The sequence below is a fragment of the Dankookia sp. GCM10030260 genome (assembly GCF_042666655.1).
Classification (GTDB): Bacteria; Pseudomonadota; Alphaproteobacteria; order Acetobacterales; family Acetobacteraceae; genus Paracraurococcus.
Window position 1 is genome coordinate 1 of sequence record NZ_JBHTDE010000028.1, and the last position, 26,753, is coordinate 26,753.

The following is a 26,753-nucleotide window of genomic DNA, read 5'->3' on the forward strand; positions in this document are numbered from 1 at the left end:
CCGTGTCACGCTCGGGTTCACCGACCGCGGCATCGAAAGCCTCAAGGAACTCAGCCTCGATCAGAAGCGGTGAGCGTCGCCAAAACCCCGGCCCGCACCAACCGCGGCCTTGGCCGGATGGGTACCGAGTTCCCTCGCAAGTACCGCGATCTGCTCACCGCCTTCGGCCTTCGGTAGCAGGACGAGCACGGGCCGCGCCGGGACCACGGCCGCCAGGTCGTCCAGGCCGCCGCTGTCAAGTGGGTTCACCCGCACCGCAGCCAGGCACCCCTCCGCGCGGGCCTTCGTGAAAAGCTCCGCTGCAAGCCGCCGCGCGGCATCCTTCAAGCTCGGCGGGGTGAAGTCCTCGAGGTCCTGGGCCAACACGTCGGGGCGCGCGCCCAGCGCCTCTGCCTGCGCGGCGGAGTCCGCCCCTGCGACGAACAGCAGCGAGCGGCGAAGGTCCGGTGGCCTGTCCATGGAGTCCTCCTGTGCAACTGCCGCCAGCTTCGACACGGGATGGCTGGGATCCGCTCGCGCTGAAACAATCTGGTTTCTGCGCTCCCGGAAATCCGCTGGGGAGCAAGCTATCGCACGTCCAACCCTGCCGGGTATGCGAAGCAGAGCGGCCTCGGCCGAGCGCCCCGGCGCTGCGGTGGATGTCCGGTTCCCGCCCGATGCAGCCGCCTCGGGTTTGGCGGACCTTGGCTCACCGCCGACAATGCGCTTGTCCATCCTTGCATCACGCGCTGGGTGGCGAGGCCTCGTAAACTGTGGCGTCCTCCGGCAGGATCACCCAGGGCTGCTTGCTCCGCGTGAACAGGTGCAGTGTCGGTCGCAGCCACGACGTGTCGTCCAGCGTGCCGCCGCGGATGTTGCGCGTGTAGCCCGGCGTTTCCGTTCCAACCTTTACACCGCCGCAGAGACAGATCCCGCAATCCGGGCAGACCCACCGCGTCTTGGCACGCCCGCCCTCGGTGACGCCGCCCGGAACCGGCCGCAGTTCCTTCCCCGTCACCCGGAAAGCCTCGCCCGGAACCGACACCCCGATCGAAAACGCGCTGGTCGTTGCGCGCTGGCAGTCGGTGCAGTGGCACGCATAGATGCGGGTCGGCTTGTGCGTGATCTCGTAGCGAACGGCCCCGCACATGCAGCCGCCTGTCAGTGGCGAATTCACGGGTCAGCTCCTCTTACAATGGCCGCATCTCATCCAAGGTGATCCTTACAATCAACCGCTTAAAGTTCTGTGCCCGCCCAGCCCGGCTGCTCGACTGAAGCGCTCAGGCAGCCGCCCGTGCGAGCACCCGCGCGACCGTCGTGTGGGTCCACGCACCCGAGCCCCTCGGCGTCGGCACCCCGCGCTTGGTCAGCGCCCGCGCGATCGCCGTCAAGCCAATGACGCCCTCGGCCCGCAGTCGCTCCACCTCCAGAGCTAGTCGGTGCGCCGCCCGCTCCGCCGCCACACGCCGCGCCTGAGCCGCTGCCGAGGTGCTTGGCCCCTCCGGCGGCCGGTAGCCCCTGTCGCCGCCCAGCACCGCCCCTCGCGCCTTGGCGGCCGCCAACGCGGCCCTAGTCCGCTCGCTAATCAGCTCGCGCTCCTTCTGCGCCATCGCGGCGTAGATCCGCATCATCAGGTCGTCCGCGCCGGGCATGTCGGCCGCCCGAATCTGGTATCCCTCCTCCAGCAGCCCGGAGAGCGTGTGGGCGCGCCGGGTGATCCGATCGAGCCGGGCGGCGACCAGCACCGCCCCGAGCTGGCGACAGCGGGCCAACGCCGCCTGGAAGCCCGGCCGGCGGTCGTCCTTGCCGCTGGCCACGTCCTGGTACTCGGCGACCAGCGTCCAGCCCTGGGCCGCGGCGAAGGCCCGGACGCCGGCCCGCTGCGCCTCCAGCCCGAGACCGCTCTGGCCCTGCTCAGCGGTGGAGACCCGGTAAAGCCCCACCGCCAGCCTGGCAGCGCCGTGGGGCAGCGCCGGCCGCATCAGCCCGCCTCGGCCAGGCGGTAGATGGTGTAGCTGCCCTTGGCGCCTTCCTTGCCGGGACCGACCTGGCGGACCCGCTCGGCGGCCTCGACCGCGATACCCTGGCGCTTCTTCAGCCCGGCGAAGAAGCCGCGGACCGTGTGGGCCTGCCAGCCGGTGACCTCGGCGATCTCGGCGACGGTGGCGCCCTCCGGCCGGCGGAGCAGGGCCAGCACCTGCTGCTGCTTGGTGCCCTCGCGCGGCTTGCGGGGGCCGGCAGTGCGATCAGCCGGCGCAGGCTTGGTCAGGACGGCGCGGAGGGCGGCGACGGCGTTGGGCAAGGCCGCGCGCTCGCCGGCCTCGTCGTCCCAGGCCGCGAGGAAGCGGTGGGCGGCATCGCGCAGGCTGGGGCGCGTGGAGGGCGCTGTGGAAGGCTGCTGGGCGGCTTCGGTGCCATTCGGCGCCACCAAGGCCTCCGGAGGCACAGGCGGCGTCGGCGGCGCACGAGCGGGCTCCTGGGGCGTGTCGGCAGGAACCGTGTCAGGCACTGCCTCGTCGACGCCGTCCTCGGCATCCTTCACCGCCGCGGTGTCAGCCGGCGCGGCACCGATCGCGCCCATCCCCGCCTCGGTGATGCGCACCGTGGATCGGGTGCCGTCCTGCTGATGCCAGCGCAGGCTGGCGTGGTTCGCCGCCTCGCACTCCTCCACGTAGCCCTGCTTGAGCAGGTTGTTCAGCACCGCCCGGGCGGCGGCGATGGGCAGTCTATTGGGCGGCGCGGCCAGCCGCAGCGGGTGCTGAGCAGCCTCGGCGAGGATGCGGCGGGCAGTGTCGGAGAGGGCCATCTCGGGGCTCCTGGGTACGGCACCCGACCAGCCGGGTGCTACTGCCCAGAGCCCCGCCGAGATGCCGGTCGGGGCAGCGCGCCGGCGTTCACCGCGGCGCGTGGCTGACCCTTCGCTCCGCTGCGGACGGAAGTGAAGCGGAAATGACCGCGGCGTGCCACCGAGCGCGCTGCACGACGGCGATGCCGCCCCACCTCCAGATCGGAGCCGGCCCGAGCGTGACGCTGCGGCGACGGTTGTGCCAAGCTCGCTGCAAGGCCACCGCCGGGGGACTGCCCGCCATGCGAGACTTGCGCCTCTTCATGCCAGCCTTGGCCCTCGCCCTCTGCGCCGCTCCGGGGTTCCCCACCGCACAGCCTTCTGGGCTGCAGTCCCACCCTGGCATGTGCGAGGCGTCCGCCGCCGTGGCCTTGCCGGTCGATGGCTTCGGCGGTCGCTTCGCCGTGGCGAACGACGAGGACAACCTGCTGCGCGTCTATGACGCCGGCCGCGTTGGCGGGGCGCCCAGGGCCACCCTCGACCTCGACGACCACCTCGGGACCCCGGCGGACGACCGCGGCAGGGGCAAGGGTAAGGCGGACATCGAGGCCGCCACCTGGCTCGGCGACCGCGTCTACTGGATCGCCTCGCACAGCCGGAACGGAGACGGTGAGCGCCGCCGTAGCCGGCACCAATTCTTCGCCACCACGGTAGCGGCAGAGGGCGATGGCGTCACGTTGCGGCCCGTGGGCCGTACCCTGAGCCTGCTCGACGAGCTGCGCCGCGTACTCGACGAGGACGGCCTCGACCTCGGGTGGACGGTTGGGCGTGGTGAAGACGACAAAAGGCTGGTCCCCGAGCGCCGGGGGCTGAACGTCGAAGGCCTTGCCGCGAGGCCCGACGGGAGGTCGCTGCTGATCGGCCTGCGCAACCCGCTCGCGGGCGGGCGGGCGGTCGTCGTCCCCTTCCTAAATCCGCGCGAGGCGGTGGACGGGGCCGCCCCGCCGAGGCTCGGCAAGCCGATCGCGCTGGACCTCGGTGGCCGGGGCATTCGGAGCATGGAACACTCGGAGGCCCGGCGCGGCTACATGATCCTCGCGGGGCCGACGGCCGATGGGGTGGAAATGCCGAACCCAGCGTTCGACCTCTATCTCTGGTCGGGTCAGCCCGGGGGCGGGGCTACACGGGTTGCCGGGTTTGCGGAGGCGCTCGCCGACCCGGCCACGCTCCGCACGTCCACGCTCGCCGGCCGGAGCAACCTGCACCCCGAGGCGATGCTCGTGAACCGGGAGGGCAGCGCCGTGTGGCTGTTCAGCGATGATGGCGACCTGCAAGTCAATGGCACGCCTTGCTCGGAGCTGCCGGAAGACCAGCGGCAGTTCCGCAGCATGGTCCTGCCGCTGCAGTAGGCAGCGTTGGCCACGGGCGTGGCGCCGTTGGATCGGCAGGGGCTTGCGGGCTTCGCCAGGACCGCGACGGCTTCAGCCGTCCAGTCGACGATCGGTCTCGGCGGCTCGGACGGCCTCATTACCTGGCGGGTAAACGACCGAGATCGGCGTCGAAAAGCCGGCCACCTTGACCACGGTGGCGACCAGCCGCGGGCTGCAGCTGGACGCCCAGCGCGGTCTTCGTGGCCGACCCACGGCGGCGAAGGAGTTTGCACTGGCGCACTGACTCGTTGGCGGGGTCGATGGCGGCCGGCTGTTCGTCCGCTGCTTCGACGCTGCCATGAACGTCCGGGAGAACATCGCCGGCGATGTGCTGGCCTCGCTGACCACGCCGATCTGGAACACCCCCTCCAAGGCCTGGACCGGCGGTGCACCGATGGCGGACTCGTCGCTGAACCGACGAATGACGGTGCGGCTCGGCCCGAGCGTCGCTTTCGCGCAGATCGGCATCTGCGGCTTTGACGGGACGATCGAGCTTGAGGCGCTGCGGCTCTATGGCCTGCCGGGAAAGGCGCCGGCGCTACTCTGCGGTACACAGGCGCTGCCGGTTGGGACGCGAAAGTTCCAAGCGGAGGTGTCCTGGGACTTGCCGTCACTGGCACCGGGCATCACCAGCTTGCTTGACGTGACCGTGGCCAATTGCCGGACTGGCAAACTGGCAAATGCGGCTCTTCCCTCGTAGACGCGCTTCATCGATCTCGACGCAACAGCCTGGACAACCAACACTGTCCGGGTCATGGCGCGGAATATCCCGCTGGATGCGACCATTGATCTAGCAGTTGCCACACTGGCAGTCGCTGTGACGAAGCGGCGATACTGCAATACGGTAGTAGCTGGAGCGCCGGCACTACCATGCATAAATCTTCACGCGGTGACGACACGAGTTCAGTCAATAAAATCGACATCTTCAATTGAAGACAGCCTGCGCCGCCTCCGTTAGCGGCCGGCTCGCGACACCGAACAACGGAATGCCAAAAATGAAGGGATAATCTACCGTTATGGCAACTGTCGTGATGCCGGCCTGCGTGGCACAGCCATTCATGGTCACGATGAGCGAGGCGGATCGCAAGAACGGCGCCTGTGCGCCCGCGCCGGCGAGGTTGCCGCTAAGATTCGCACAGGGCTCGATACCCGCATTCATATTCTGGCTGCCGCGAAGAATCACCAAACGCACCGCTTCGGCTGTGGCAGTCCGGACCGATTCCAGCGTGAGCATGTAGCGGCCAATCTCGATGCTGCCCAACAACAGCGACATGAGCAGGCTGCCGACGAGCGCGAATTCCAGGCTCGTGGTGCCGCCTCTGCCACATGGGAATCTGCGGCGCTTTCCGGCACCGCCCGCAGAAGTCTTAGCGGAGGCGGACAACGGCGCTGCCCCTTCCGAGCGACGCGGCTTGCAACAGGTACGGCGAAAGGCTGCGCTGCGCCGTCACCGTGATGATCCGCACGACGCCGCCGGCGCAGGTCTCACTGCAAGCCACGGTGACCCCTGAACATTCACAGGCGAGCGCCGGCGTCGGCACATCCGCCATGGTGAGTTCGGGCCAAGCGGCAATGACCCGGCCCCGGATCGCCTCCATGTCCGTGGCGCTGGCCGTGGCGAATTGCGCGCCGGCGCGGGCCGCCCTTTCCAAACGGATGGAGGTCTGCACAAGGTTGGCGATATCGAAGCTGCCCAGCAGCAATAGCAACAGGACGGGCGCGACTACTGCGAACTCCGTGGCGGCGATTCCGTGGTGGCCGATCCTGCGCAGCATCGGACTACTCCACCAACCGCACGGTGCTGATCGTCGCATAAGGGGCGAAACCGGCGCAGCCGGACACATCCACCTGTGTGTCGGAACTGCCGGAGAAGGACATGTTGTAGCCGATCACACCGAGGCAGCTGGAATAGCCGATATCGCTGTTGCCGTTCACCACCACGTCGGAGGTCGGGAAGTACATGCCACCAAACATGACCATGGTGGCGCCTCCATTCAGCTGAACCTCGTTCGCACTGCCGTTGTTGCCGGCGCGCGCATCGCGGTATGCGACGAGCCCGGCCGCCTCCGGATAATTCGGGACGAGGGACGTGGCCGGGCCGCGCAATGAGCCTTTCGCCTCGGCATTGATCCTGATGGTGCCGACGTTGTTCACCTCGCCGGTGAAGACCAGTGTCACGCCGTTGCCATTGATCGTGCCGTGCAAAGTCAGGTCGGCGCCGTTGAAGTAGTAGATTCCGGGCGCGAGGTTCAGCGTCTGCTTGGTGCCGACCGACAAGGGCGCGCAGATCGCCTGCCCCGGGGAGATGTTGGCCACGTTGTTGGTAAAGGTGATGCCCGGGCCGCAGGCAGGCGGGGTCGGCGTCCAGTTCCGCAGATCGGCGAAGGGATCGGTGATCGGGCTCGGCCGGCTGGCGATGACATAGGGTTTCGCCGTCTTGGTGTTGTCGGTCCAGACATCGCTGCCGGTGCAGCCGTCGCAGTTGCCGGTGGTGACCAGGCCGGCGGTGCGAACGCTGGCACTGCCGAAGATGCGGATGCCGCCGGGTGCAGTCGCGTTGGCCCCCAGGGCGCAGCGCCGCGCATTCGTGGTGCTGTTGCCTCCGAGTTCCAGCGTGCCGAGCGCCAGCACGCAGACCGCTTCATCCACATTCGCGGCGGCAACGGCACGGCGTGACAGGGTGGGGGGCGTGCCGAGAAACAACCGGGCGAAATGCAGGGGCTGAACCTGGGTGATCAGCACCTCCACCGCCGCGGTATTGCCGGCGAAGCTGCCACTCCCCGCAGGCGGCGGGTTGTTGACCGTGACGCTGGTGCCGCTGCCGTTGGCGAAGCCGTTGCGTGCCGCCGTGTCGGTGGCAACGGTGATGGCGGACTGGCCGCGTTCGCGGGCGGCGGCTCCCGCCAGCGCGGCGAGATCGGCGGCCGTGGCGGCGTTGCGGGTGGCCAAGTACCAAGTGCCACCATCGACCGCGAGACCAGCGAAGCCGATGAGCACGGTGCCGCTGATGGCGACCATGGCGGCGACGGAGCCTCGGCCTCCGACGCTCCGTCGCCGCCAGGTTGCATCGGCCGCAGCATGCAGGCGCCACAACCGTGAAGTGTATTTTCGCAACAGTCTTAGCGAAGCGTAAGTGCCGACAGCTCTGGATTCAGCGTCTAGTAGGCATATGCGGACCATTTTCAGCGTGCCCCGAGGCGGTGCCATTCGATGCCGAAGCGATGTGGCGCAGAAGACATGTTGTTTTCCAGCTAGTTAGCCTGCCCTCTCCGGATGACCGCGCGAATCGGGGACCAGACCATGTGATTGATGGAAACTGATTTAGTTCCTTTTTTTCACTAACCGCACAGAGATTGACCTGACCCTAATGAACCTATAAGTTGCATATGCCGGGTGAATGATCAATAAAATCCTCCTGGCGGGGCGCGCTACAGGCTCCCGGTTGTCATCGGTTGGTTGTGGCGCCCGTTAACGTTGCGTATTCGGATGGGGGAACAAACGAATGATCCGTAGCCTAGTCGCCACTGCCGCCGCCGCTGTCGCCGATCGCAAGGGCGTGACCGCGGCCGAGTACGCTATCCTGGCCGTTGCAATCGTTGGTGCGGTCGGCACTGCAATGGCTGCTTTCGCGCCGCTGATGCTGGCGAAATTCAACGCCATCTTTGGCGTGGTTGCTTCCTAGCAACACTCCGATATTCCTACGACCAACCGTCCGGCCTCGATCTGAAATCCGAGGCCGGACGGTTGTGCGCGGCTCCACGGCTAAAGTTCCTGAAAGGAACCGCTTGGTGCCAATGGTCGCCAATGTCGCACTGGCCACGCTCCTTGCGCTGGCTGCCTGGCGGGACGTGCTCACCCGCATCATCCCGAACCGCATTGCCCTTGCGATTGCCGCCATCGGTATCGCCACGCGGCTTGCCGTCGACTGGGTCCCGCTTCTCCTGTCTGCCGCCACGGCCGCGCTGCTGTTCGTCATTCTCCTCCTGCTCGCCCTCCGCGGCTGGCTCGGCGGTGGCGACGTGAAGCTTACCGCCGCCCTGGCCATCGGCCTTCCGCCTGCCACCACCTGGGACTTCATCACGGTCACCGTCTTCGCAGGCGGCATCCTCGGACTCGGCTACCTCGCCGGCCGCCGCTTCGCGCCACGCCTTCGCCCCGCCAGCAGGGCGCATCCCCTGGCCCGGATCATGGCTGTGGAGGCTCGGCGTCTGCGGTGTGGCGGCCCTCTGCCCTACGGCGTCGCCATCGCGGCTGGCGGCATCTTCGTGCTGCTGACCACACCGGGGCCCTGAGCCGTGTACCTCCGCCTCCTCATCATCCTGTCCCTCATGTTCAGTGCCCTTGGCCTTGGCGTGCTCGGCTACCAACTGCTGGTGCCCACCGCCGGGTCGGTGGCGGAGGTCGCCGCACCCGCTCCGCCTCCACCGCCCCCGGCCCGCATCCGCATCGTCGTCGCCGCCCGCCCGCTGCTGGCCGGCAGCCTGCTCAAGGATGAGGATTTCGCCATCCGCGAGGTGGCGCCAGAGACCGCGCCGGACGGCTTCATCACGCCCGGCGATGAAAGCCGCATCGAATTGCGCGGCGCCCTGCTGCGCCGTTACCTGGACGCCGATGCAGTCCTGCACCGCGCCGATGTGCTGCGCCCACGCGACCGCGGCTTCCTCGCCGCCGTGCTGCGGCCGGGTGCACGGGCCATCTCGGTCGGTGTCGATGTCGTCACCGGGGCCGCCGGGCTGATCTGGCCCGGCGATCAGGTCGACCTGATCCTGACGCAGGAACTGGCCGCGGCCGACGCGCCGCTTGCCCGCCGGGTGGTCGGCGAAACCGTGCTAACGGATGTGCGGGTCATCGCGGTCGACCAGCAATTCACCCGTGGCGCCAACCCGGTCGATGCCACGGTTGGCCGCATCGCCCGGACCGTGACCCTGGAGGTCACCGCCGAACAGGCCGAGCGTGTGGCGGTTGCCGGCCGCCTCGGCCGCATCGCGTTGACGGTGCGGGCGATCGACCGGTCGGAACTGGAACAGTCATCGGACGGTGCCTCGATCTTCGGCGCCGATGTGTCGCCGGCGCTGGCCCGATCCGCGATCTCGCAAGGTGTGCGGATGCGGGTCATCCAGGGTGATGAACAGAAGGAAGTGAATTTCCGATGAGCCGCGGCGTACTCACCGGGCTGTCCGCAATGGTGCTCGGGCTTGGCCTGTTGGCCGGCAGCGGGTCCGCCCGGGCCCAGCCCCTTGGCCCCGGTGCGGTGGCCCCGGCTTGGCCATCGCCCCTTGGCGATATCGGCCGGGCCATGCGGCCACCCCAGCCGCCGCAGATGCTTGGCCAGGCCACGCGGCCCGAGTCGTCGCGCGCCGCACGGGGTGATGGCGTACCGCCGGGCGCCGCGCCGCCCCAGCCGGTTTCCATCCTGTTGGAAGCCGGCGCCGGTCGGCTGCTTCGCCTGCCGGCACCGGCAATCACCGTGATGGCGGCCGATCCGCGGATTGCCCGAGTGCAGCCGGCCTCGCCCACCAGCCTGTTCCTCATGGCGGTCGGTGCCGGCCGCACCACGGTGATCGCCATGGCCGAAGACGGCACGCCGGTGGCGGAATACGACATCACCGTGCAGCCCGGCCGCGGTTCGGCCTCGACGGCGGGGACCGCCGCCGCGCCGGCCGCCAGCGCCGCCCCCAGCGCCGCCGCGGTGCAAAGCATGATCCGTCGCCTGGTGCGTGGCGCGGAAGGGCTGCAGGTCACTGCCGCCGGGCCGAAAACCCTGATCCTCAGCGGCGTGGTGCCGGCCGCCGCCGATGCGCAGCGCGCCGAGACGATAGCCCGCACCTTTGGCGGCGAGGAGCGGGAGGTGGTGAACAGCCTGACGCTGCTCTCCTCCATCCAGGTGAATCTACGGGTCCGCGTGGCCGAGATTTCCCGTCAGGTGAGCCGGGAACTGGGCTTCAACTGGCAGGCCATGGTCAACAACAGCGCCGGCCTGCTGATCGGCATCAAAACCGGTGGCGCCGGCGGCCTTGCGCTGGGCGCGCTCAGCGGTCGCCCCGCCGTACCTTCCGGGCCTACCGGCCCCTCCGCCTTCGACATCAACGCGGTGGTCGATGCGCTCGCCACCGATCAGCTCATCACCATTCTGGCGGAGCCGAACCTCACGGCACAGTCGGGCGAGGTTGCCAGCTTCCTGGCCGGCGGCGAATTCCCGGTGCCCGTTGCGGCCAGCCCGCTCACCGGTGCCATCACCATCGAATACAAGCAGTTCGGCGTCAGCCTGGCCTTCGTGCCAACGGTCATGGGGCCGGAGCGGCTGAATCTGCGGGTTCGGCCGGAGGTTAGTGAGCTGTCGGAGAACGGCGCCATCAGCCTGCCGCTTGCCAGCGGCGTGGTGCGCATTCCGGCGCTCAGCGTCCGGCGCGCCGAGACCACGGTGGAACTCGGCAGCGGCCAGAGCTTCGCCATCGCCGGATTGCTCCAGCGTAGCAACACGCTGGCCAACAGCGGTGTCAGCGGGATCGGTGACGTGCCGGTCCTGGGCGCACTGTTCCGCTCCGACCGGTATCGTCGCAACGAGACCGAGCTGGTCATCATCATCACGCCCTATCTGGTGCGCCCGGTATCCGACCCACGCACGCTGGCGGCGCCAACCGACAATTTCCGCGCGGCGACCGACCTCGACCGCATCCTGTTCCGGCGACAACTCGCCCGCGGCGGGCCAGCCCTGCAATCCCCCTCCGGACTCAATGCCGGGTTCATGTTCGAATGAGAATTGGAACGATGGCGATGCCCTTGCGCGCAGGGCCGGTCCCCCTCCTGGGTGTTCTCTTCCTGCTCGCCGGCTGCGACTTCGACCGCCCCCGCACCTGGCAGGCCACCGGCGTGAATGACGCCAACCTGCGCGCCATGCTGGCCGAACCCGCCGATGCGGTGCGCGGCGTCGCCGCGCGAACGGAGCGGGCCCAGCCGGCCAGCCAGGCGGTCAACCGCATGGAGCAGGACCGCCGCCGGCCGATGCCCGACAGCCGGGCCGCCCTCATCGGCACCGCAGCCACCGCCGCGGCAGCGCCGGAGCCGATGCATGGACGGTGACCGGGTCGCGCTGCGCGAAGCGCTCGCCGTCTCGCCGGGAGCCGCGAGGCCGGCGGGCGATCGGCCGGCATGCGTGGCATTCGTCGTGGACGAGGCCAGCGAGGCCGCGCTGCGGGGTGGCCTGCCGGACATGCTCGGCGGCCTGCAGCTCCGCCGTGGCGACATCCGCACCGCGACCCGCGCCCTCGAACGTGAGCCGACGCCGATCATCCTGATTGTCGATATCTCCGGTGCCGCGGATCCGGTGCATGCGCTCGAGGCCCTGGCGGCGGTCTGCACGCCCGATGTGCGGGTCCTGGTGGTCGGCGAGCAGACCGAGATCGGCTTCTACCGCCAACTGACCCGCGACCTCGGTGTTGCCGAATATGTCCATAAGCCGTTGACGCGCGACACGGTGTCACGGCTTTTCGGCCCCCAGGTCGCCGGCGAGGCAGCTGCGGCCGCGGCAGGTGTTGCCGCCCGGGGCGGCCAGGTCATCGCGGTCTGCGGCGTACGCGGCGGCTGCGGTGCCACCACGATCGCCGTCAACCTGGCGCTTCAGCTTGCCGAGAACAGCCGCGGCCATGTGGCATTGCTCGATCTGCATCTTCGTGGCGGCACCGCCGGTATGATGCTGGGCGTTCAGCCCGGCACTGGGCTGCGCGTGGCCCTGGAGGAGCCGGACCGTGTCGATGCCCTGTTCCTCGAACGCGCAGGGATCCCGATCGAAGATCGGCTGCGGTTGATCGCGGCGGAGGAGCCGATGGACTCCATGCCGCAGCCGGCCGAAGTGGGGATGCGGCGGGTGCTCGAGATGCTGCGCCAACGCTCGAACTACGTGGTCGTCGATCTGCCGATGCCGCCAGGCCCGGCAGAGCGGATCGCCCTGGCTGCGGCACGGCACTGCGTCCTGGTGCTGGGGCCCGATATCGCCGGCATCCGGGATACGCTGGCGATGCGGAAGCTGATCGGCACGGCCGGTAGCACCCGAGCCATGGTCGCGCTCAATCGCGCCGGCATGCCGGGCGGCCTCAAGCTAAGGCTGATCGAGGAGGGACTTGGAGCAGTGCCGGATGTGGTGATCCCGGACCTGCCGCGGCAGCTGCCCCGTGCCGCCAACCTCGGCCGTCCGGCCATCCGTGAGAGCGTTGCCTTGCGCCGAGCGCTGGCGCCGCTCATGCGGGAGATCGCCACCGTGCAGGCGACAAAGGCTTCGTCATCCCTGTTCGGCTGGCTATTGGGACGGCGCCGCGGATGAGGCGCCCCTTCGGCCGCCGCCAGGAGATCGCGGCAGAGTCGGAGCCAAGCTCCGTCCCGACGCCGGCACCGGTCGGGACACCGGTGCGTCCGATCGCCAGCGGAGAGGCACCATCGCCGATCGAACGTCTTCGGGTGCAGGTGATGGAGCGGGTGGACCCGGTGGTTGCAGCCGAGCTCCCCGCGGCAGCGCTGCGGGCGCAGCTCGAGGTGCTGGTACACGAGATCGCCAACCGCGAGCGCGTTGAGATCTCGGCACGCGAGCAGGCGCGCATCGCCGAGGAACTGGCCGACGACATGGTCGGCTATGGGCCGCTCGAGCCGCTGCTGCAGGACGACAGCATCAGCGACATCATGGTGAACGGTCCGGACAAGGTCTTCATCGAAGTCCGGGGGCAGGTGCAGCAGACATCGGTCCGCTTCCGCAGCGCCGCCCAGCTCGCGGCGATCGCTCAGAAGATGGCGGCGACTGTCGGCCGGCGGGTCGACGAATCAAGTCCATTGGTCGATTGCCGCCTGGCGGATGGAAGCCGTGTCAACGTGGTGTTCCCGCCGTTGGCAATCGACGGCGCGTGCATCTCGATCCGCAAATTCGCCAGGCGCAAGGTCGACCTCCATTCCATGGCGGCGGGCGGCTCGATGTCGCCGGCGGTGGCGCGGGTGCTGGAGATCGCCGCACGCTGCCGACTGAACGTGGTGATCTCCGGCGGCACCGGGTCTGGCAAGACCACCATGATGAACGCCATGAGCCGGATGATCGACCATGGTGAGCGGATCGTCACCATCGAAGATGCGGCCGAGTTGCAGTTGCAGCAGCCGCACGTGGTGCGGCTGGAAACCCGGCCCGTGAACCTGGAGGGCCGCGGCGAGATTACCCAGCGCGATCTGATCAAGAATGCGCTGCGGATGCGCCCCGACCGCATCATCGTCGGCGAGGTGCGCGGCGCCGAGGCGTTCGACATGCTGCAGGCGATGAACACCGGGCATGACGGATCGTATTGCACCGTCCATGCCAACACTACCCGCGACGCCATCATCCGCATCGAGAACATGGTGCAGATGGGCCAGAGCAGCCTGCCCAGCCGCGCAATCCGCACGCAGATCGCCAGCGCGGTCGACATCATCGTGCAGGTTGCGCGGATGCGGGATGGCGGCCGGCGCGTGTTGCAGGTTTCGGAGGTCTGCGGCCTCGAAGGCGAGGTAGTGACGATGAACGAGGTGTTCGTCTTCGAGTACCAGGGCGAGGACGCTACCGGCCGCATCCGTGGCCGATGGGTCACGCCCGCCATTCGTCCCGGCTTCCACGAACGCCTGGAGTACTTCGGCCTCGGCGATGCATGGATGAACGCATTGCGCGAGGCATGACCATGCGGGATGGCCCTCTTCTTGCGCTTGCCGCGGTGCTGATGCTTGGTCTGATCCTCGGCGCCCTGGCACTCGTCCACGCGGGGGCCGAGAAGCGGTTGCGCGAACGCATCCGGGGCCTGTCTCAGGCTGCCGAGACGACAACGGCCCTGCCCAGCATCAGGGTTGGCCGGTCGACCCACGGACCGCTGCGCATGCGCATCTTCCGCATCCTATGCTTCAATCCCGACATCCCGCAGGAACAGGTCGTAGCGTGGCCCCTTATCCTCCTGCTGAGCGCCGCGGTGGCCTGCCTTGCGACATGGTGGCTGGATAGCATGCTTGGCCGGCCGCTGGGTCTGGCGGCCGGGCCGGTTGCTGGCGTCCTGACCGTGCGTTCTGTGTTCCGCTGGCAGCACAGCCGCTATTGCGAAGCGGTCTTCCGCCAGATTCCGGACGCGCTGGGCTTGATGGTCCGCGCTATCCGGGCTGGCCTGCCATTGGCTGAAGCGTTGCGCAACATCAGCCGGGAGATGCCCTCCCCGACCAAGGAGGAGTTCGCCCGCGTGGTCGGCGACATCGCCATTGGGCGGCCGGTTGAAGCCGCATTGGTGCGCCTGCACGAGCGCACCGGCCTGACAGAGTACGCCTTCCTCGCGGTCACGCTTGGTTTGCAGTCGCAGACCGGTGGAAGTTTGGCCGAAACGCTCGACAACTTGTCCGACATGGTGCGGAAGCGGGTGGCGATGGCCAAACGAGCCAAGGCGATGGCCGGGGAGGCGAAGGCGCAGGCCGGACTGCTGGTGGTGCTTCCCTTCATCGCCGCGTTGGCCATGTCCTTCATCCAACCCTTCTACATCGCAGCCTTCACCCAGAACCCAACCGGCCAGCGCATGGCGATGATTGGCCTCGGCATGATGCTTCTGGGGGTCCTGACGATACGCTGGTTGATCCGCCAGGCAGGACGGGACTGATGCCGGCCCTGCCCGACTTGCCGACGCTGTTGTTGGCGGCCGGCGTCGCCGGTCTCGCAATCGGCCTCGCGGTCCTGGCCGCGGCGCTGCTGGCGCATGTCGCCGAGGAGAGCGACTTGAGCAGCCGACTGCGCGACGTGGTGCGAGCGGGGGAGCACACCGGCAGCGCACGCAGCGCAGGAAGCTTTGCAGCGGGACTGCTGCAGCCATTCCTGCGGCTCGGCGAGATCCTGCGCGATAGCGCCATCATCTCCGGCAAGGAGGTCGACGGATTCCAGCGCGCGATGATGGCTGCGGGCTTCGATGCGCGACGCGCGGTGCCGATCTTCCTCGGCGCCAAGGCTGTGCTTCTGGGCGCGTTGCCGTTGGCGGGTTGCGTCCTGGCCGTGGCGATGGATCTGGATCGCCTGGACGGAGGCAAGGTGGTCGCCGGGTCGCTTGCCATTGCGGTATTGGGTCCGAACTGGATGATCAATCGATTGCGGGGGCCGTTCCAGAACCGATTGCGTCAAGGGCTGCCGGATGCGCTGGACCTGCTGGTGGTCGCAGCGGAGGCAGGACTTGGCCTGGAAACGGCGGTGGACCGGGTCGCACGTGAAATGGCGGGGTCCAACCGGGCGATCGCCATGGAAATGAACATTCTAGTACAGGAACTTCGCATGCTGCCCGACCGGCGGATGGCGTTGGAACGGATGGCGGAGCGCACCGATATCGAAGGCTTCAAGCGACTGGGATCCACCCTGTCGCAGACCCTGCGCTATGGCACACCTCTGGCCCAGGCCCTGCGAGTTCTCGCCTCCGATATGCGGCAGGAGCGGATGCTCCGCATCGAAGAGAAGGCGATCCGGCTGCCGGCGCTGCTGATCGGTCCACTGATCCTGTTCATCCTGCCCGCCCTCTTCATCGCGTTGATCGGGCCTTCGGTCCTCGAACTCGGCAAAACCCTTGGAGCGCCGCAATGACCTGGGCAAAATCCACCGCGGCTGCCATCTGGCCTGCCTTGGCTGCCATCATGCTTGTTTCCTGCGCCGGACCGCAGTCAGCCGGTACGCGCGAGTACGACGGCGCCTCCCGCCTTCGGGTCGCCGCCGCGGCCGAGGCTTCTGGCCAGACCGACGTCGCACTGTCGATGTACGCCTCGGCCGCCGCGGCGGAGCCAGGCCAAGCCGATGTGCAGGCCCGTTTTGCCGCCGCCCTGATCCGCAACGGCAGTCTCGCGCAGGCTGAGCAGGTGCTGAGCCGGGCGATCGAACGGCGGCGCGACGACCCCGCACTGCTGGTTCAGTTGGGTCGCCTGCGGCTGCGGTCCGGCGCGGCAGCGCAGGCGTTGGAGATATTCGAGAGAGTACTGGCCGCGGCACCGCGGGACGTCGGAGCTCTCGACGGCCATGGCGTTGCCCTCGATCTCCTCGGGCGCCATGCCGAGGCGGAGCGGAGCCATCGCGCAGCCTTCGCACTGGCACCGAACGGCGTGGGCGTAGCGAATAACCTGGCCATGTCCCTGTTGCTTGTCGGACGGTCAGAGGAGGCGGCGGCGATCCTCGAACCGCTGGCCCGGCTGCCCATGGCGCCACCGCGGGTGATCACCAATCTGGCGATTGCAAGAGCCGCATCCGGAGATAGTGACGGCGCGCGGTCCCTGCTCGATGGGGATGGCAAGAGCGGCGGCATCGACACAGTCGTGCAAGCGCTATCTGGCGGCGCCACGCCGGGGCGTAGCTGAAGGGGCATCGGCATCATTTTCGTGTTCGGACATTCAAGGCACACGTTCTTCTGGTCATCGCCGGCCTAGAGATGGCCGGCGCCGTCGATGCCCTTAGCGATCTCCTGACACCCAGAGAATTTCGTATCCGGGTTCCTACCGCTGCTCCAGTCGTTATCCTCACAACCTGTCTCTCCTAAGACGGACACTGCGCTGAGGCGCAAGTTTCTGGCCGGTTTCAGCCTCTACCTTGATGGTGCTGATCCGGAACGAGGGCAGATTTTCTCTCCGAAACGCCGAAGAGTCTCCGGACCTTGAGGGTTGGCCGACTTTACCAACAAGGTCTAGCACGTTGTTTTTGCTCGATCTTAATGCGGCCCGGCTGGTCAGGATTTAGCGGAGCGACTGCTCACCCAATGGGCGTCGCTGACGCTCTCCAAAGCCCCAAGCTCTATGTCCGCTCGCCCAATAGGTGCAGCACCAGCTCTCGGTGGTGCGGCGCTAGGCGGTGCTCCCAAAGGTAGATGCCCTGCCACGTCCCCAACACGGGCAGGCCGTCGGCGACGGGGATCGACAGCTGCGTCTGGGTCAGCGCAGCTCGAATATGGGCAGGCATATCGTCCGGCCCCTCCTCCGCATGCCGGTAGCGGCCGGCGCCACCATCCGGCACAAGGCGCGTCAGAAATCTTTCCAGGTCGGTCCGCACGTCCGGCGAAGCGTTCTCTTGCACCAGCAGCGAGGCCGAGGTGTGCCGGCACCAAATGGTGAGCAAGCCGGTGACGATCTCCTGCTGCCTGACCCAGCTGCAAACCTGATCAGTAATAGCGATAAGCCCTCGCCCATGCGTCACGATCGCGATGCGATGCAGGTGTTGTTCCACACCACTTCTCCCCGATCAGCCAGTTCCAGCCTCTCTCGTCACAGCCATCCGCGCTCGCGGAAGCTGACGAGATCGACACCCGCCGGCGCGTACCAACCGCCGGTGCGATAACGGGCACCGAGTTGAAGCGCCGCTTCCTTGTTGCCGAAAGGAATGCGCAGCGGTGTATCGCCCTTGGGAGCATCGGCAGACTGAAGCTCCGGCGCGCCCTTGCCGGGTCGCGTCGCTCGTGGTGTCCCGGCGCTGGCTTTCCGTTTCCGGACAGCTGCCTTCCGGCCCGGCATGGTGCGTTTGTCGCCCAGCTCCGACGCGGCCTTCGCTGCCGGCACATCGGCAGCACATTGGTCCGGTGGGCGCCTGTTCGCCACAGTCCTCCGAACGGGCGACGGTCGCCCGCTCCCGACATCAGCCTGCGCCTGTGCTCCGTCCTTCTTGGGCGCGTGCTGGTCGAGGAAGGCGCGGCAGGCGGCGCCGGACGACGTGTAGCCCCGGGGCGGCTTCAGCCCTTTCTGCCGGGCGAGGCTCTCCACAAAGCCCTTCATCGCCGGCGTCGGCGGCCGATCCGGACCCGCTTCCCTGGCGACACCGCCCAGCAGCCTGGCGTCCACGTCGCCGGCGCCCTCCTGCAGCCGCCCAATGATCCTGCTGGCCTGGGCACAAACGGCGTCGATCGCCCCGACCATCTCCTGCTGCCCGACCAGCACCTCGTCGAGCAAGCGCTCCATCTGGGCCGTCACGCCGGGGTCGACCAGCGCCGGATCGGCGCGCTCCAGCACGGCAAAGAGCGCCAGGCCGCGGTCGGTTGGCACGATGTGCTTGCCATCGGCGACGAGGAACTCCTGTGCCTTGAGCCCGCGGATAATCTCGGCCCGGGTCGCCGGCGTGCCGATGCCCTTGGCCTCTTTCAGCCGCTCTTGCAGCGCCTCATCAGCGACAAAGCGCCAGGCATTCTGCATCGCCTCGATCAGCGTGCCCTCATTGTAGCGCGGCGGCGGCCGGGTTTCCTTGTCCTCGACCGTGGCATCGCGCAGCGTGGCTGTCTCGCCGTGCCGCAGGGCGGGCAGCAACTGCGCCTCCTCGCCCTTCTCCTCGGCCGGCTGCCAATCGGGGAAGGCCGTGCGCCAGCCGAGCTCGATCGGCTGCCGCCCCGCGGCACGGAACAGGTAGCCCCGAACATCGAGGGTGACGGTGGTCTGCCGGTAGCGGAAGTCCGGCATCATGGCCGCCAGGTAGGACCGCGCGATGACGTCGAACAGCCGCCGCTCATCGCCCGTGAGCCGCGGCCAGACCTCCCGCAGCGTGTCCACCGTGTTGACGTTGGGGATGACGGCGTGGTGGCTGGCCCCGGCCAGGCCCTTGTCGTGGAAATGGCCGCCCGCGCCGCGACGGATGACCAGCGGCTCGGGTACCGGGATCTCGCTGAAGGCCCGTCCGACCCGCAGCCCGGCGACGATCCGCGACGCATCCGGGATCAGGCTCTCCGGCAGGTAGCGGGTCTCGGCGCGAGGGTAGGTGATGACCTTCTTGCCCTGGCCATCATAGAGTTCTTGCGCCACTTCGAGCGTGCGCGCGGCCGACCAGCCGAAGCGCGAGCCGCACAGCTTCTGCAACGACGGCAGGTCATGCAGCCGCGGCGGCCCCTGCCGCTTATCCTCGACCTTGACCGCGAGCGGCCCGGCGAAGCCCTCAGCGGCCGCGGCGATCGCTTCGGCATCCTCGCGCCTCAGGATCCGCTCCTTGGGCGCATGCCGCATCCGAAGTTGCCCGGCTTCGGCCTGGGCGGTCGCCACCACCTCGAAATAGGCCTGCGGGACGAAGTTCCGGATCTCCAACTCGCGCTTGCAGACGATGGCCAGCGTCGGGGTCTTCACCCGGCCGACGCCGATGACGCCCCGCCCGCCGCGGGCCAGGGTCACGGTGGCCGCGCGGGTCAGCGACAGGTTGTAGATCTGGTCGGCCTGCCGCCGCGCGACGGCGGCTGCATAGAGCCGGGCATACTCGGCATTCGGCCTGGCCCGGGCGAAGGCGTCGCGGATGGTCTGCGGGTCCTGGGCGGTGAAGATCACGCGCATGACCGTTCCGCGATAGTCGTAATGCTCGAGGATTTCCTGGCCAATGAGTTGGCCCTCGCGGTCGCAGTCGGTGGCGAGCCAGACGCGCTTTGCACCGCGCAGCGCGTCGCGGATGGCCTGGAGCTTCGGCGCCTTGTTGCCGCCCGCGGCGGGCTTAGTGCCATAGAGGCCATCCGGCCGCAGCAGGACCGCCGTCCAGCGCTTCCAGTCCGGCGAGACCTCCTCGGGTTCGAGGAGGTCGAACAGGTGACCCTCGGCCGGCAGGATCGCCCCATAGCGGCCGCCGACGGCAGCGCGCACGTCCTTCGCCTGGCTGGTCTTCTCAGTGATGACGATTTGGTCTGGCATGCGGGGGCTCCGCATGTTCTCTATAAATTCCCGATGGAGAGCGCCATCACCTTGGCCCGATCGTCATCGATATCCGGCAAGGATTCTGACCGCAGGCGCCGTTCCGCTTTTGACCGAGAGCGGACAGGCGGCTTTCGGAGCTGACCGGGCAAAAGCAGACCTTCGTTATTCGTCGGCCGCACCACAGCGTTCAGCCCGAAGCGGCCCTAGCGCTTCCTCCTGATAAGCACTCTGCAGGCAGCTATCCGAGGCTTAGACCCTTGAAGGCAGGCCGGCCAAGGCAGCGCGACAGCCAGTCGGCGACATGCGGATAAGGCGAGAGGTCGAGCTTTGTCGTGCGTTGCCAATCGAGCACCGAGGCGACATTCAGGTCGGCCACCGTAAACCGGTCCCCAAGCATCCAAGGTCGAGTGGACAGATCGCCGTCCAGCACCCTCAACGGTCTGTCTAAGTCACTCCGCGCCTTGGCGAGCGCCTCCTCGTCCACTACGCGGTAGCCGATGGCGTTCACCAACAGCATCACAAGTGGCTTCTCCAACTCCGCAACTACCCAAAAACTCCATTGAGTTACCAGCGCCTCCTCCTCAAGGGAGCGAGGAACCAAAGCGCTGCCACTGCCGTACTTTTTGGCAAGATAGAGGTTGATCGCCGTGGATTCAAACAGCGCAAAGCCGTTGTCATCCATGGCCGGGATGCGGCCGTTCGGGTTCACCCGTAGCAGTTCCGGCGTTTCACGCGCGACACGGTAGTGCACCGGCACTACCTCATGCGGCACGCCAAGTTCGCGCACCATCCAGACGCAGCGTGCGACCCGCGATTGCGGAATTCCATATATTTTTATGGCATCGGTCATCTTGTCCTCCCTCTATGTATCGAGCCGCTTCATGCGCTCGTCGCACCGTCACGGCGGAAAGCGCTGCGCCGACCAGGGGCATTCTGGGCCGCCGATCGGTCCTGCAGCATGGCACGCCCAGCCGTTCTAATAAGCCGCCCAGGCTCAAACTCCTTCCGTTCGCGCCGGAGTTTCGACGGAAGACCTCGGCTTTCCGCCCACCTCAGCCAGCAGGGCCGAACGATCTGATGTTCGCTCCTGGTAAGGTGAGCGGCGACCTTGAGCGTCTGAGATGGGCGCTGAGCTGCCCTGGAGGCTCGCGTCACCTATGTCAGCTTCCCAGCTATCCTGGACGTTGAGTTGCCAAGGTGAAACGGGTGCTCTGTGCTGGAGGCGGTCGTTTTAGAAGGCCCGACTGCGGCTCGTGGCGACAATGGTTACTCCGGCTTGCGGCCTACCGGTCCTGGGCAGGATCCACAAGTGGAACAAGGCCGGGCATTCCCGAGCGCCGCCTGTCTGTAACATCCAAATTTTGCCGCAGTCATCGCGCGATACAGCCCGAACCTACGGGACCGGGTCCACCAGCCCGGAATACACCCAGCCCCACGGTACTTCTTCCCCGACCTGAACCCATCCAGCGTTCTTCGAGAAGACTCGCAGCCTGGCACCACCCGGCGCTGTGCGCACGATTGTGGAGTTCCCGTTCGGGGCTGCCCTGACATACCCGGCCTGCTTCATCGCAACGTGCTCGGTCTCGCCCATCCTCAGTGCTGCCGCAGCTGGACTGATGACTTGAGGCAAAGGAGGACCGGCGGCGGGCGGAGATGTCTCGACCGGCTCCGTGCTCGATGGCTGCGCCTGGCGAGGCGTCTCGGTGCTCTGCGGGACCCGCGCTGCCGGAGCAGGTCGGACTGCCTGCAGCGGCTGGGCGGGTGCTGGCGAGGGCGCCGGAGGCGTGCCGGCGAGTGTCGAGGGCCGCACATTGGCTATAGATGGCAGACTGTATCCGGGACTGGATGGACGGTGTCCGATTCCCGTGACCAGGGCCAGCGCCGCGACCGCGCCCGACATCGCTAGTAGACGTTTGTGGGTCGTCCTGTCCTCAGGGACGACGGCGGCATCGGCGAGGGCCTGGGCATACGTGGGCAGGAGTTCAGCGGCCCGACCTTCGAGGGCCTGACGTCGGGTCGTGTGCGCGACCACCGCAGCCCGAAGGCGGGCCAGTCCTGCGGCGACCTCGCGCTCCAGCTTCGTCCGCTGCGTCGCAACGTCGCGCTCGACCAGCGCAATCTCGGACGGCGAAACACCTCGGTTTGGATCGAACTGGAAGTTGGCCTCGTGCGACCGGCGCCAGGCCAAGAGCTTGGCCACCGTGGTCGGTCCAAAGCCGGGCACGGCGAGCAGCCGGTGGCTGACGATGTCGCTGGCAGTGTCGATGCCATGGCTGGCCAGGGTGGCGACCCGGGCCGCGCCGATCCCCGGGATCTTAGCATTGGCCAAGGAGAAGCGGTCCAGGTGGTCTTCAAGCTGCTTGTCCCGCCGCTGCTCCTGCAGCTTCTGCAGGCGTTTGGCGCGTTCGCTTGGGAGAGCGTCGTACTGCGCCTTGATGTGGCTCAGACCAGCTCGGATCTCGGCAGTCCCTGGTCCGGGTAGTGGTGCGGCCCAGGCCCGCTGGAGCGCCTCCCAGTCCCGCTTCACGTCTGCCAGCTTTTGCTGGAAGGGATTCTGGCGGTTGGCGCGAGCGTTGCGATGGATGATGAAGGTGATCACGCCGACGGCAGGCACCATGAGTGCGCGCACATCGGGTGGTGCGATGGCAAGGGTGGCGAGAATGCTCGCTCCTACAGAAGCCCACGACGCGAATTTCAGGCTGCCTCCAGCTCCGGCAAGCGCGAGCGCTGGTGGAGACGGCGCCGGTGCTGCCCCGGGCGGAGGCGGACATCGGCCGACCGACGGAGGGTCAGGAACCTTCGACACTTCTTGCCAGAGGGCGGCCATGCCAGTGGCGCCAACCGTCGCCCCGGGCTTGAATACGACAGGGAACAGCGTGATCCCGCTGGCGCTCTCGATGGCGCACCAGGGGCAGGCGCTCAGGCCTTTGCGATAGTAGTGGCCACCGTTCGCACCGCAGACCCGCAGGTCGGACGCTAGCTCGCCCAGAGCCGCCACCCATTGGTCGGCACTAGGCCGCCCACCGCGCACCGTCTCGGGAGCGAAGGCCTTTTCGAAGAGGTCCTGAATGGTCGGCGTTAGTGCACCGATTGGCAGGCTGCCTGGAGGAGGCTCCATGGCCGTCCGGGACCGGTCGCGGGAGTAGGCGTAGCGCGACGCCTGGATGGCATCCTCGATCAAGGGCGGCTCGCCAGCCCCCTTGTAACGGCCCGCGAAGGGATGGCGGGCGATGCAGAGCAGCTGAAAGACGATGACGGCCAGGCCGAAGCTATCCTGGTTAGGCGTCCTGACTACCCCGGTGTAGCTGGCGCGGCCCTGCATCTCCGGCGGCTGGTGGGTGCCCACGCCAACCTCACAGAACCAGGTCTTGCCGCCCTGGATGACTTGGAAGCTGTCGCAGTCGATCATCCGAACCGTGGCGTCCTGACCGACCACCAGGTTGCCGTGATTAACATCACCGATGACCAGTCCCGCGGCATGCACGGTCGAGAACGAGCGTGCGGCGTTGGCAGCGGCGTGGATCAGGAAGCGCCAGTCGGCCGTTGGGAACTCCTGAAGGCGGAGCTTAGGCCCGTAAAGTTTGAAGACGGGTTCGTGCCCGCCGACTTTGGGCATCGTGAAGCCTGCGACCTTTCCCGACGGATCCTGCAGCGTTCCCGTCGGCCAGGCAGCGATCTTGAGGAGCGGAGGGGTCGCCATCCTCGCCATGGCGGAGAGCTTGGCGGCGTGCTGGACACTAGGCGGCTTGAGGTAGACCTTGGCGACAGCATCCGGCTGCCCGACAACGTCAAAGACGGCGCCCTCTCCACCGCGGCCGAGCTCCTTGCCCAGAGCAATGGGATTGCCCCGGATGTCGAGAAGTCGGCCCGGCTTCACAGGACGGAGATCTTCTCGAGTGGCAGCGCACGGGTGGCCATGACCAGGGTCTTGTCGTCGTCCGTACGCCTGTTGACGTGGTCCGATCCGAGGTAAGCCGCCAATCCTGGGGACGGCGCTCCTGAGTGATCCGGCTCGGTGCTTGCCAGCCACTCGAAGATGGGCTGGAAGGCCGGGCCGTGGACCGTCTTCGCCGCCATGTCGAGCACGAGACGCTCTATGCCATCCGAGAAGATGGCGATCTCGTCCATCGCGGGCTGGATCTCGAACTGCAGAACGCGCTCCGCACCATCCTGGGTGATGAAGTAGGTGCTGTTGGCGTACTCGCCGTGCTGAGGCCAAAAGATCCAGGAGTACCCGGAGGCCTCGTCGCTCGAGACCACGATGGCGCCGTCTCCGATCTGGACGTAGGCAGCTGTATCCGGGCCGACAACCGCGCCGAGCAGGGTGCAGGCGTAGTCATTCGGCTCGGCGCCGTCCCGGGCGGCGCGGGCACCAATGGCGTCCCGGATGTCGTCAAACCACGCATCCACGAAGTCGCGGTCGATGGCCTTGAGGTCAGGCGCCCTGGCCACGGCTTCCGCGAACCGTTCCAGGAAGCTCTCCACGGCCAGCGCCGATCCGATGTCGGACCGCTTGGCCGTGCCCGCCCCATCGCTCACCGCGGCGACCAGCACCTCCATTCCATCGGCGGCTTTCACCACACGACAGCCCCCCGCATCCTGGCAGACAGTGCCGTTCTTCTGGTGCGAGGTGCCGATTGAGGAAGCGAAGGCGGTCCGCCACCCTCTTCCGGTGGTCACACCGCGGACCATCCGGAGGGTGGCGGCAGGGCGACGAGTTGGCCCGGCTGGGACCGTGCGACGCCACCCAGGGAGCTGGACAACCAAGTAAACAGCTCCCGGAAGCTGAGGCCCTGGAGCTTCAGCGGCGGGCGGTTCGGGCTGCAGATCTGGCCGAGCTTGCCCATGTCGGCACCCTCGACGCCAACCGCGAAAAAGGAGAAGGCCTTCCGCTCCGGGCTGTCTCCCTGGCGGACACGCTCGGTGGCAGCAGCGTAGTTGTCCGTCGGCGCACCATCAGTGATCAGGAAGACCCAGGGGCGGTAGTAAGCCACGCCCGCTTGCTTGTAGATCGCCTTGCGGGTCTCGAGCATGTCTAGGCCCTGCATGATGGCCGCGCCCATGGGTGTGTCGCCCCCGGCATGCAGGGTGGGGGGTTGGAACAGGTCGGCGGTCTCGAAGTCCGAGAGCACGTTGACGGGCCCGAAGGTCATCATGGCAACCTCGACGCGCTGCGAGGCCATCGCGTCCCCAGTCAGCTCCTCCCTGAAAGTTCGGAGGCCGTCGTTCAAGGCGGTGATCGGCCTCCCGTTCATGGAGCCCGAAGTGTCGAGGAGTAGAAGGCAGGGGCACCTCGGCTCAGGGTTCTCGATCAGACTGGGCGGGACGAAGGGGATCTGGTCCGAGAAGCTCATGGGAATCCTTCCGAGGAGACTGGTAGGATAAACGGTTGACGCACCTCGCAACAAGTCAACTCCCGGCAGGAACGGACGCATCCTTGCCAGAGTCCGGGTGCCTGTGCTGACTTGGCAATGGAGGGAACGAATGGGCTGGCGCTTCAGGAAATCATTCAAGATCCTCCCGGGCGTCCGGATGAACGTCGGGTCGAAGGGCGTGACAAGTTGGTCCTTCGGTGGCCGCGGCGTCAGGGTCAATGTCGGGAAGCGCGGGACTACGACGACCTACAGCCTCTTCGGCACAGGTCTCTCATATCGGACCCATATGCCTCGAGCGCGACCCGGCCAGGCGAGCGTCGCGGTCAGGCCTGGTCCGCAAGCGGCCCCGCCTCTCTCCTCGCCCGGGCTACCGTCAGCCAGGCGACGGCCGGTGGGAGTCTATGCCCTCGTCGGGGTGGCCGCGCTGATCACCTATGTCGTGCTGAAGCCAGAGGGGTCTCCACCCCAAGATCGGGCCGCGCCCGTGCAGGCCAGCTATCGCGCTCCGGAGGAGTCGCGCTCCTCTCTCCCGGCAGTACCCGCCACCGTTACAACTGCCGCTGCAACAACGCCGAGGGTCGCCGCGCTTGCTTCCTCGGCGGGTTCCGTTCCTCCGGGGGAGGCTATAACGGCGACCGGTGCCAACGTTCGATCGTCGGCGTCGATGTCTGGCTCGGTGGTTCGGGTGCTCGATGCTGGCACGCGAGTGCGGGTGGTGGGCCAGGAGGGGAGCTGGCGCCGAGTCGCCGATCCGAGCGGCGAGCCCTGGGGCTGGGTGCACGATTCTATTTTTCGGTAGGCTTCCCCTCAATACGGTTTCGAGCCGCCACTAGGGAGAACGTGTAGTCCGCCTGCGGACCCTTCCGGCCTGTCCGGAAGGTGCAACCGAAGCTTGGCTGGGCTGTCAGCACGGTTAGCGACAGCGTTCATGCGTACCGCCGGGCGGCGCTTTGACCAGGACTTCCGTTTTCATTGGGGCCGCCACCTTGGACGGCGACATCCATGGCAGTGGCGTGCACGAAACAAGGGCCAAAATTGATCACTCGTCCATGTCAGGCTCGAGCTTTCCGCTGCGCTGATCCAGCCAACGCGCCGGGAACGGCTCCAGCAGCTCAGGCAAGGTAAGATCCCCAGGCGGTCGCCCATTAAGGATCAGCTCGACGATGCTCGGCGAAAGCAGCGTCTGCCGAAGCAGAGTTCCAAGGTAGCCGCGCTCGATTTGCTCTGCCTCTGCCATCTCGCTGATGGAGGCGTACCGCCCTTCATCAAACATCCGCTGATACCGGAACGCCCGGGCCAGCGCCTTTACCAGTGCCGGATCGGCGCGCGTCGTCATCGCCGGAACACGCTCCTGCGCTGGCGTTACCATCGTCTTGCGGCTAGGCCGGTGCCGGATCTTCAGCGGCACCCGGACCGTGTGTAGCGGCTGGATGAATGCTCCCCGGAAGTGCTGGCTGAAAATTCCCCAGTCCAGCGCGACTGCCCGTGCCCGGGGGCGAGCCCCCGGGCACGGGCGGCGCCGGCCATGCCCCAGGATGCCCTCCG

General features: G+C 67.5%; 27 protein-coding genes. 13 read left to right on the forward strand and 14 right to left on the reverse strand.

Annotated elements, in window-relative coordinates; all coding sequences use genetic code 11:
- Nucleotides 1-60: 60 nt before the first annotated feature.
- From ACFQS7_RS28650 to ACFQS7_RS28665, 4 genes are all read right to left on the reverse strand, one after another.
- Nucleotides 61-459, reverse strand: a complete 399-nt coding sequence (locus ACFQS7_RS28650) for an aldolase/citrate lyase family protein (RefSeq protein WP_380070568.1) — start codon at nucleotides 457-459, stop codon at nucleotides 61-63.
- Nucleotides 460-721: 262 nt separating this feature from the next.
- Nucleotides 722-1,156, reverse strand: coding sequence for a GFA family protein (locus tag ACFQS7_RS28655; protein WP_380070569.1), 435 nt, complete (start codon nucleotides 1,154-1,156; stop codon nucleotides 722-724).
- Between the two features lie 103 nt (nucleotides 1,157-1,259).
- Complete coding sequence (locus ACFQS7_RS28660) at nucleotides 1,260-1,961, reverse strand: recombinase family protein (RefSeq protein WP_380070570.1); 702 nt, start codon at nucleotides 1,959-1,961, stop codon at nucleotides 1,260-1,262.
- Nucleotides 1,961-2,785 carry a DUF3489 domain-containing protein gene (locus ACFQS7_RS28665; RefSeq protein WP_380070571.1) on the reverse strand — a complete coding sequence of 275 codons (825 nt, stop codon included), beginning with the start codon at nucleotides 2,783-2,785 and terminating at the stop codon, nucleotides 1,961-1,963. The genes ACFQS7_RS28660 and ACFQS7_RS28665 overlap by 1 nt, the downstream gene beginning before the upstream one ends.
- A gap of 383 nt (nucleotides 2,786-3,168) precedes the next feature.
- Here ACFQS7_RS28665 and ACFQS7_RS28670 point away from each other — a divergent pair, with 383 nt between their 5' ends.
- Nucleotides 3,169-4,173, forward strand: a complete 1,005-nt coding sequence (locus tag ACFQS7_RS28670; protein WP_380070572.1) for a DUF3616 domain-containing protein — start codon at nucleotides 3,169-3,171, stop codon at nucleotides 4,171-4,173.
- 319 nt (nucleotides 4,174-4,492) lie between these two features.
- On the forward strand, nucleotides 4,493-4,894 hold the full coding sequence (locus ACFQS7_RS28675; RefSeq protein WP_380070573.1) for a hypothetical protein: 402 nt from the start codon (nucleotides 4,493-4,495) through the stop codon (nucleotides 4,892-4,894).
- A 225-nt stretch (nucleotides 4,895-5,119) separates the two neighbouring features.
- Here ACFQS7_RS28675 and ACFQS7_RS28680 read toward each other — a convergent pair whose 3' ends face one another.
- The 3 genes from ACFQS7_RS28680 to ACFQS7_RS28690 are packed head-to-tail and all read right to left on the reverse strand — an operon-like array spanning nucleotide 5,120 to nucleotide 7,401.
- Nucleotides 5,120-5,578, reverse strand: coding sequence for a TadE/TadG family type IV pilus assembly protein (locus tag ACFQS7_RS28680; protein ID WP_380070574.1), 459 nt, complete (start codon nucleotides 5,576-5,578; stop codon nucleotides 5,120-5,122).
- On the reverse strand, nucleotides 5,562-5,969 hold the full coding sequence (locus ACFQS7_RS28685) for a TadE family protein (protein ID WP_380070575.1): 408 nt from the start codon (nucleotides 5,967-5,969) through the stop codon (nucleotides 5,562-5,564). Before ACFQS7_RS28685 ends, ACFQS7_RS28680 begins: the two co-directional genes overlap by 17 nt.
- Nucleotides 5,970-5,973: 4 nt before the next feature.
- Entirely contained in the window at nucleotides 5,974-7,401 is a 1,428-nt protein-coding gene (locus tag ACFQS7_RS28690) for a pilus assembly protein TadG-related protein (RefSeq protein ID WP_380070576.1), read from the reverse strand.
- A gap of 295 nt (nucleotides 7,402-7,696) precedes the next feature.
- Between ACFQS7_RS28690 and ACFQS7_RS28695 the strand changes: the two genes are divergently transcribed.
- The 10 genes from ACFQS7_RS28695 (at nucleotide 7,697) to ACFQS7_RS28740 (ending at nucleotide 16,551) form a co-directional block, all read left to right on the forward strand.
- Nucleotides 7,697-7,876 carry a hypothetical protein gene (locus ACFQS7_RS28695; protein ID WP_380070577.1) on the forward strand — a complete coding sequence of 60 codons (180 nt, stop codon included), beginning with the start codon at nucleotides 7,697-7,699 and terminating at the stop codon, nucleotides 7,874-7,876.
- A gap of 112 nt (nucleotides 7,877-7,988) precedes the next feature.
- Nucleotides 7,989-8,486 carry a prepilin peptidase gene (locus tag ACFQS7_RS28700; protein WP_380070578.1) on the forward strand — a complete coding sequence of 166 codons (498 nt, stop codon included), beginning with the start codon at nucleotides 7,989-7,991 and terminating at the stop codon, nucleotides 8,484-8,486.
- Nucleotides 8,487-8,522: 36 nt separating this feature from the next.
- Nucleotides 8,523-9,347, forward strand: coding sequence for a Flp pilus assembly protein CpaB (gene cpaB, locus ACFQS7_RS28705; protein ID WP_380070579.1), 825 nt, complete (start codon nucleotides 8,523-8,525; stop codon nucleotides 9,345-9,347).
- Between the two features lie 167 nt (nucleotides 9,348-9,514).
- The gene (locus ACFQS7_RS28710; RefSeq protein WP_380070594.1) at nucleotides 9,515-10,951 is read left to right on the forward strand and encodes a type II and III secretion system protein family protein; all 1,437 of its coding nucleotides are present in this window, start codon (nucleotides 9,515-9,517) and stop codon (nucleotides 10,949-10,951) included.
- A gap of 17 nt (nucleotides 10,952-10,968) precedes the next feature.
- Nucleotides 10,969-11,274 (forward strand): hypothetical protein, encoded by a 306-nt coding sequence (locus ACFQS7_RS28715; protein ID WP_380070580.1) that lies wholly within the window; start codon nucleotides 10,969-10,971, stop codon nucleotides 11,272-11,274.
- On the forward strand, nucleotides 11,264-12,511 hold the full coding sequence (locus ACFQS7_RS28720; protein ID WP_380070581.1) for a CpaE family protein: 1,248 nt from the start codon (nucleotides 11,264-11,266) through the stop codon (nucleotides 12,509-12,511). Before ACFQS7_RS28715 ends, ACFQS7_RS28720 begins: the two co-directional genes overlap by 11 nt.
- Entirely contained in the window at nucleotides 12,508-13,875 is a 1,368-nt protein-coding gene (locus ACFQS7_RS28725) for an ATPase, T2SS/T4P/T4SS family (protein ID WP_380070582.1), read from the forward strand. The genes ACFQS7_RS28720 and ACFQS7_RS28725 overlap by 4 nt, the downstream gene beginning before the upstream one ends.
- Nucleotides 13,848-14,828: a type II secretion system F family protein gene (locus ACFQS7_RS28730; RefSeq protein WP_380070583.1), complete on the forward strand. Its 981-nt coding sequence runs from the start codon at nucleotides 13,848-13,850 to the stop codon at nucleotides 14,826-14,828. The genes ACFQS7_RS28725 and ACFQS7_RS28730 overlap by 28 nt, the downstream gene beginning before the upstream one ends.
- The gene (locus ACFQS7_RS28735; protein ID WP_380070584.1) at nucleotides 14,828-15,790 is read left to right on the forward strand and encodes a type II secretion system F family protein; all 963 of its coding nucleotides are present in this window, start codon (nucleotides 14,828-14,830) and stop codon (nucleotides 15,788-15,790) included. Before ACFQS7_RS28730 ends, ACFQS7_RS28735 begins: the two co-directional genes overlap by 1 nt.
- Nucleotides 15,787-16,551 carry a tetratricopeptide repeat protein gene (locus ACFQS7_RS28740; protein WP_380070585.1) on the forward strand — a complete coding sequence of 255 codons (765 nt, stop codon included), beginning with the start codon at nucleotides 15,787-15,789 and terminating at the stop codon, nucleotides 16,549-16,551. Before ACFQS7_RS28735 ends, ACFQS7_RS28740 begins: the two co-directional genes overlap by 4 nt.
- Nucleotides 16,552-16,981: 430 nt before the next feature.
- Here ACFQS7_RS28740 and ACFQS7_RS28745 read toward each other — a convergent pair whose 3' ends face one another.
- The 6 genes from ACFQS7_RS28745 to ACFQS7_RS28770 form a co-directional block, all read right to left on the reverse strand.
- Nucleotides 16,982-17,410, reverse strand: coding sequence for a secondary thiamine-phosphate synthase enzyme YjbQ (locus tag ACFQS7_RS28745; protein WP_380070586.1), 429 nt, complete (start codon nucleotides 17,408-17,410; stop codon nucleotides 16,982-16,984).
- 38 nt (nucleotides 17,411-17,448) lie between these two features.
- The gene (locus tag ACFQS7_RS28750) at nucleotides 17,449-19,830 is read right to left on the reverse strand and encodes a type IA DNA topoisomerase (RefSeq protein ID WP_380070587.1); all 2,382 of its coding nucleotides are present in this window, start codon (nucleotides 19,828-19,830) and stop codon (nucleotides 17,449-17,451) included.
- 241 nt (nucleotides 19,831-20,071) lie between these two features.
- A complete protein-coding gene (locus ACFQS7_RS28755) occupies nucleotides 20,072-20,683 on the reverse strand; it encodes a glutathione S-transferase family protein (RefSeq protein ID WP_380070588.1) in 612 nt (203 codons plus the stop codon).
- A gap of 543 nt (nucleotides 20,684-21,226) precedes the next feature.
- Nucleotides 21,227-23,710: an SH3 domain-containing protein gene (locus ACFQS7_RS28760; RefSeq protein WP_380070589.1), complete on the reverse strand. Its 2,484-nt coding sequence runs from the start codon at nucleotides 23,708-23,710 to the stop codon at nucleotides 21,227-21,229.
- The gene (locus ACFQS7_RS28765) at nucleotides 23,707-24,525 is read right to left on the reverse strand and encodes a PP2C family serine/threonine-protein phosphatase (RefSeq protein WP_380070590.1); all 819 of its coding nucleotides are present in this window, start codon (nucleotides 24,523-24,525) and stop codon (nucleotides 23,707-23,709) included. The genes ACFQS7_RS28760 and ACFQS7_RS28765 overlap by 4 nt, the downstream gene beginning before the upstream one ends.
- A complete protein-coding gene (locus ACFQS7_RS28770) occupies nucleotides 24,510-25,187 on the reverse strand; it encodes a VWA domain-containing protein (RefSeq protein WP_380070591.1) in 678 nt (225 codons plus the stop codon). Before ACFQS7_RS28770 ends, ACFQS7_RS28765 begins: the two co-directional genes overlap by 16 nt.
- A 130-nt stretch (nucleotides 25,188-25,317) precedes the next feature.
- Between ACFQS7_RS28770 and ACFQS7_RS28775 the strand changes: the two genes are divergently transcribed.
- Nucleotides 25,318-26,007 carry a DUF4236 domain-containing protein gene (locus ACFQS7_RS28775; RefSeq protein ID WP_380070592.1) on the forward strand — a complete coding sequence of 230 codons (690 nt, stop codon included), beginning with the start codon at nucleotides 25,318-25,320 and terminating at the stop codon, nucleotides 26,005-26,007.
- Between the two features lie 240 nt (nucleotides 26,008-26,247).
- Here the strand turns inward: ACFQS7_RS28775 and ACFQS7_RS28780 are convergent.
- A partial coding sequence (locus ACFQS7_RS28780) for a hypothetical protein (protein WP_380070593.1) occupies nucleotides 26,248-26,753 on the reverse strand: 506 nt, incomplete at its 5' end.

Bases quoted from the DNA above. Each gene is read 5' to 3' on its own strand.
- ACFQS7_RS28725 (WP_380070582.1), top strand. From the start codon at position 12,508: ATGAGGCGCCCCTTCGGCCGCCGCCAGGAGATCGCGGCAGAGTCGGAG.
- ACFQS7_RS28770 (WP_380070591.1), bottom strand. From the start codon at position 25,187: ATGAGCTTCTCGGACCAGATCCCCTTCGTCCCGCCCAGTCTGATCGAG.
- ACFQS7_RS28660 (WP_380070570.1), bottom strand. From the start codon at position 1,961: ATGCGGCCGGCGCTGCCCCACGGCGCTGCCAGGCTGGCGGTGGGGCTT.
- ACFQS7_RS28730 (WP_380070583.1), top strand. From the start codon at position 13,848: ATGGATGAACGCATTGCGCGAGGCATGACCATGCGGGATGGCCCTCTT.
- ACFQS7_RS28670 (WP_380070572.1), top strand. From the start codon at position 3,169: ATGTGCGAGGCGTCCGCCGCCGTGGCCTTGCCGGTCGATGGCTTCGGC.
- ACFQS7_RS28650 (WP_380070568.1), bottom strand. From the start codon at position 459: ATGGACAGGCCACCGGACCTTCGCCGCTCGCTGCTGTTCGTCGCAGGG.
- ACFQS7_RS28750 (WP_380070587.1), bottom strand. From the start codon at position 19,830: ATGCCAGACCAAATCGTCATCACTGAGAAGACCAGCCAGGCGAAGGAC.
- ACFQS7_RS28755 (WP_380070588.1), bottom strand. From the start codon at position 20,683: ATGACCGATGCCATAAAAATATATGGAATTCCGCAATCGCGGGTCGCA.
- ACFQS7_RS28690 (WP_380070576.1), bottom strand. From the start codon at position 7,401: ATGGCACCGCCTCGGGGCACGCTGAAAATGGTCCGCATATGCCTACTA.
- ACFQS7_RS28695 (WP_380070577.1), top strand. From the start codon at position 7,697: ATGATCCGTAGCCTAGTCGCCACTGCCGCCGCCGCTGTCGCCGATCGC.
- ACFQS7_RS28675 (WP_380070573.1), top strand. From the start codon at position 4,493: ATGAACGTCCGGGAGAACATCGCCGGCGATGTGCTGGCCTCGCTGACC.
- ACFQS7_RS28765 (WP_380070590.1), bottom strand. From the start codon at position 24,525: ATGGTCCGCGGTGTGACCACCGGAAGAGGGTGGCGGACCGCCTTCGCT.
- ACFQS7_RS28710 (WP_380070594.1), top strand. From the start codon at position 9,515: ATGCTTGGCCAGGCCACGCGGCCCGAGTCGTCGCGCGCCGCACGGGGT.
- ACFQS7_RS28715 (WP_380070580.1), top strand. From the start codon at position 10,969: ATGCCCTTGCGCGCAGGGCCGGTCCCCCTCCTGGGTGTTCTCTTCCTG.
- ACFQS7_RS28700 (WP_380070578.1), top strand. From the start codon at position 7,989: ATGGTCGCCAATGTCGCACTGGCCACGCTCCTTGCGCTGGCTGCCTGG.
- ACFQS7_RS28775 (WP_380070592.1), top strand. From the start codon at position 25,318: ATGGGCTGGCGCTTCAGGAAATCATTCAAGATCCTCCCGGGCGTCCGG.
- ACFQS7_RS28685 (WP_380070575.1), bottom strand. From the start codon at position 5,969: ATGCTGCGCAGGATCGGCCACCACGGAATCGCCGCCACGGAGTTCGCA.
- ACFQS7_RS28665 (WP_380070571.1), bottom strand. From the start codon at position 2,785: ATGGCCCTCTCCGACACTGCCCGCCGCATCCTCGCCGAGGCTGCTCAG.
- ACFQS7_RS28740 (WP_380070585.1), top strand. From the start codon at position 15,787: ATGACCTGGGCAAAATCCACCGCGGCTGCCATCTGGCCTGCCTTGGCT.
- cpaB (WP_380070579.1), top strand. From the start codon at position 8,523: ATGTTCAGTGCCCTTGGCCTTGGCGTGCTCGGCTACCAACTGCTGGTG.
- ACFQS7_RS28735 (WP_380070584.1), top strand. From the start codon at position 14,828: ATGCCGGCCCTGCCCGACTTGCCGACGCTGTTGTTGGCGGCCGGCGTC.
- ACFQS7_RS28720 (WP_380070581.1), top strand. From the start codon at position 11,264: ATGGACGGTGACCGGGTCGCGCTGCGCGAAGCGCTCGCCGTCTCGCCG.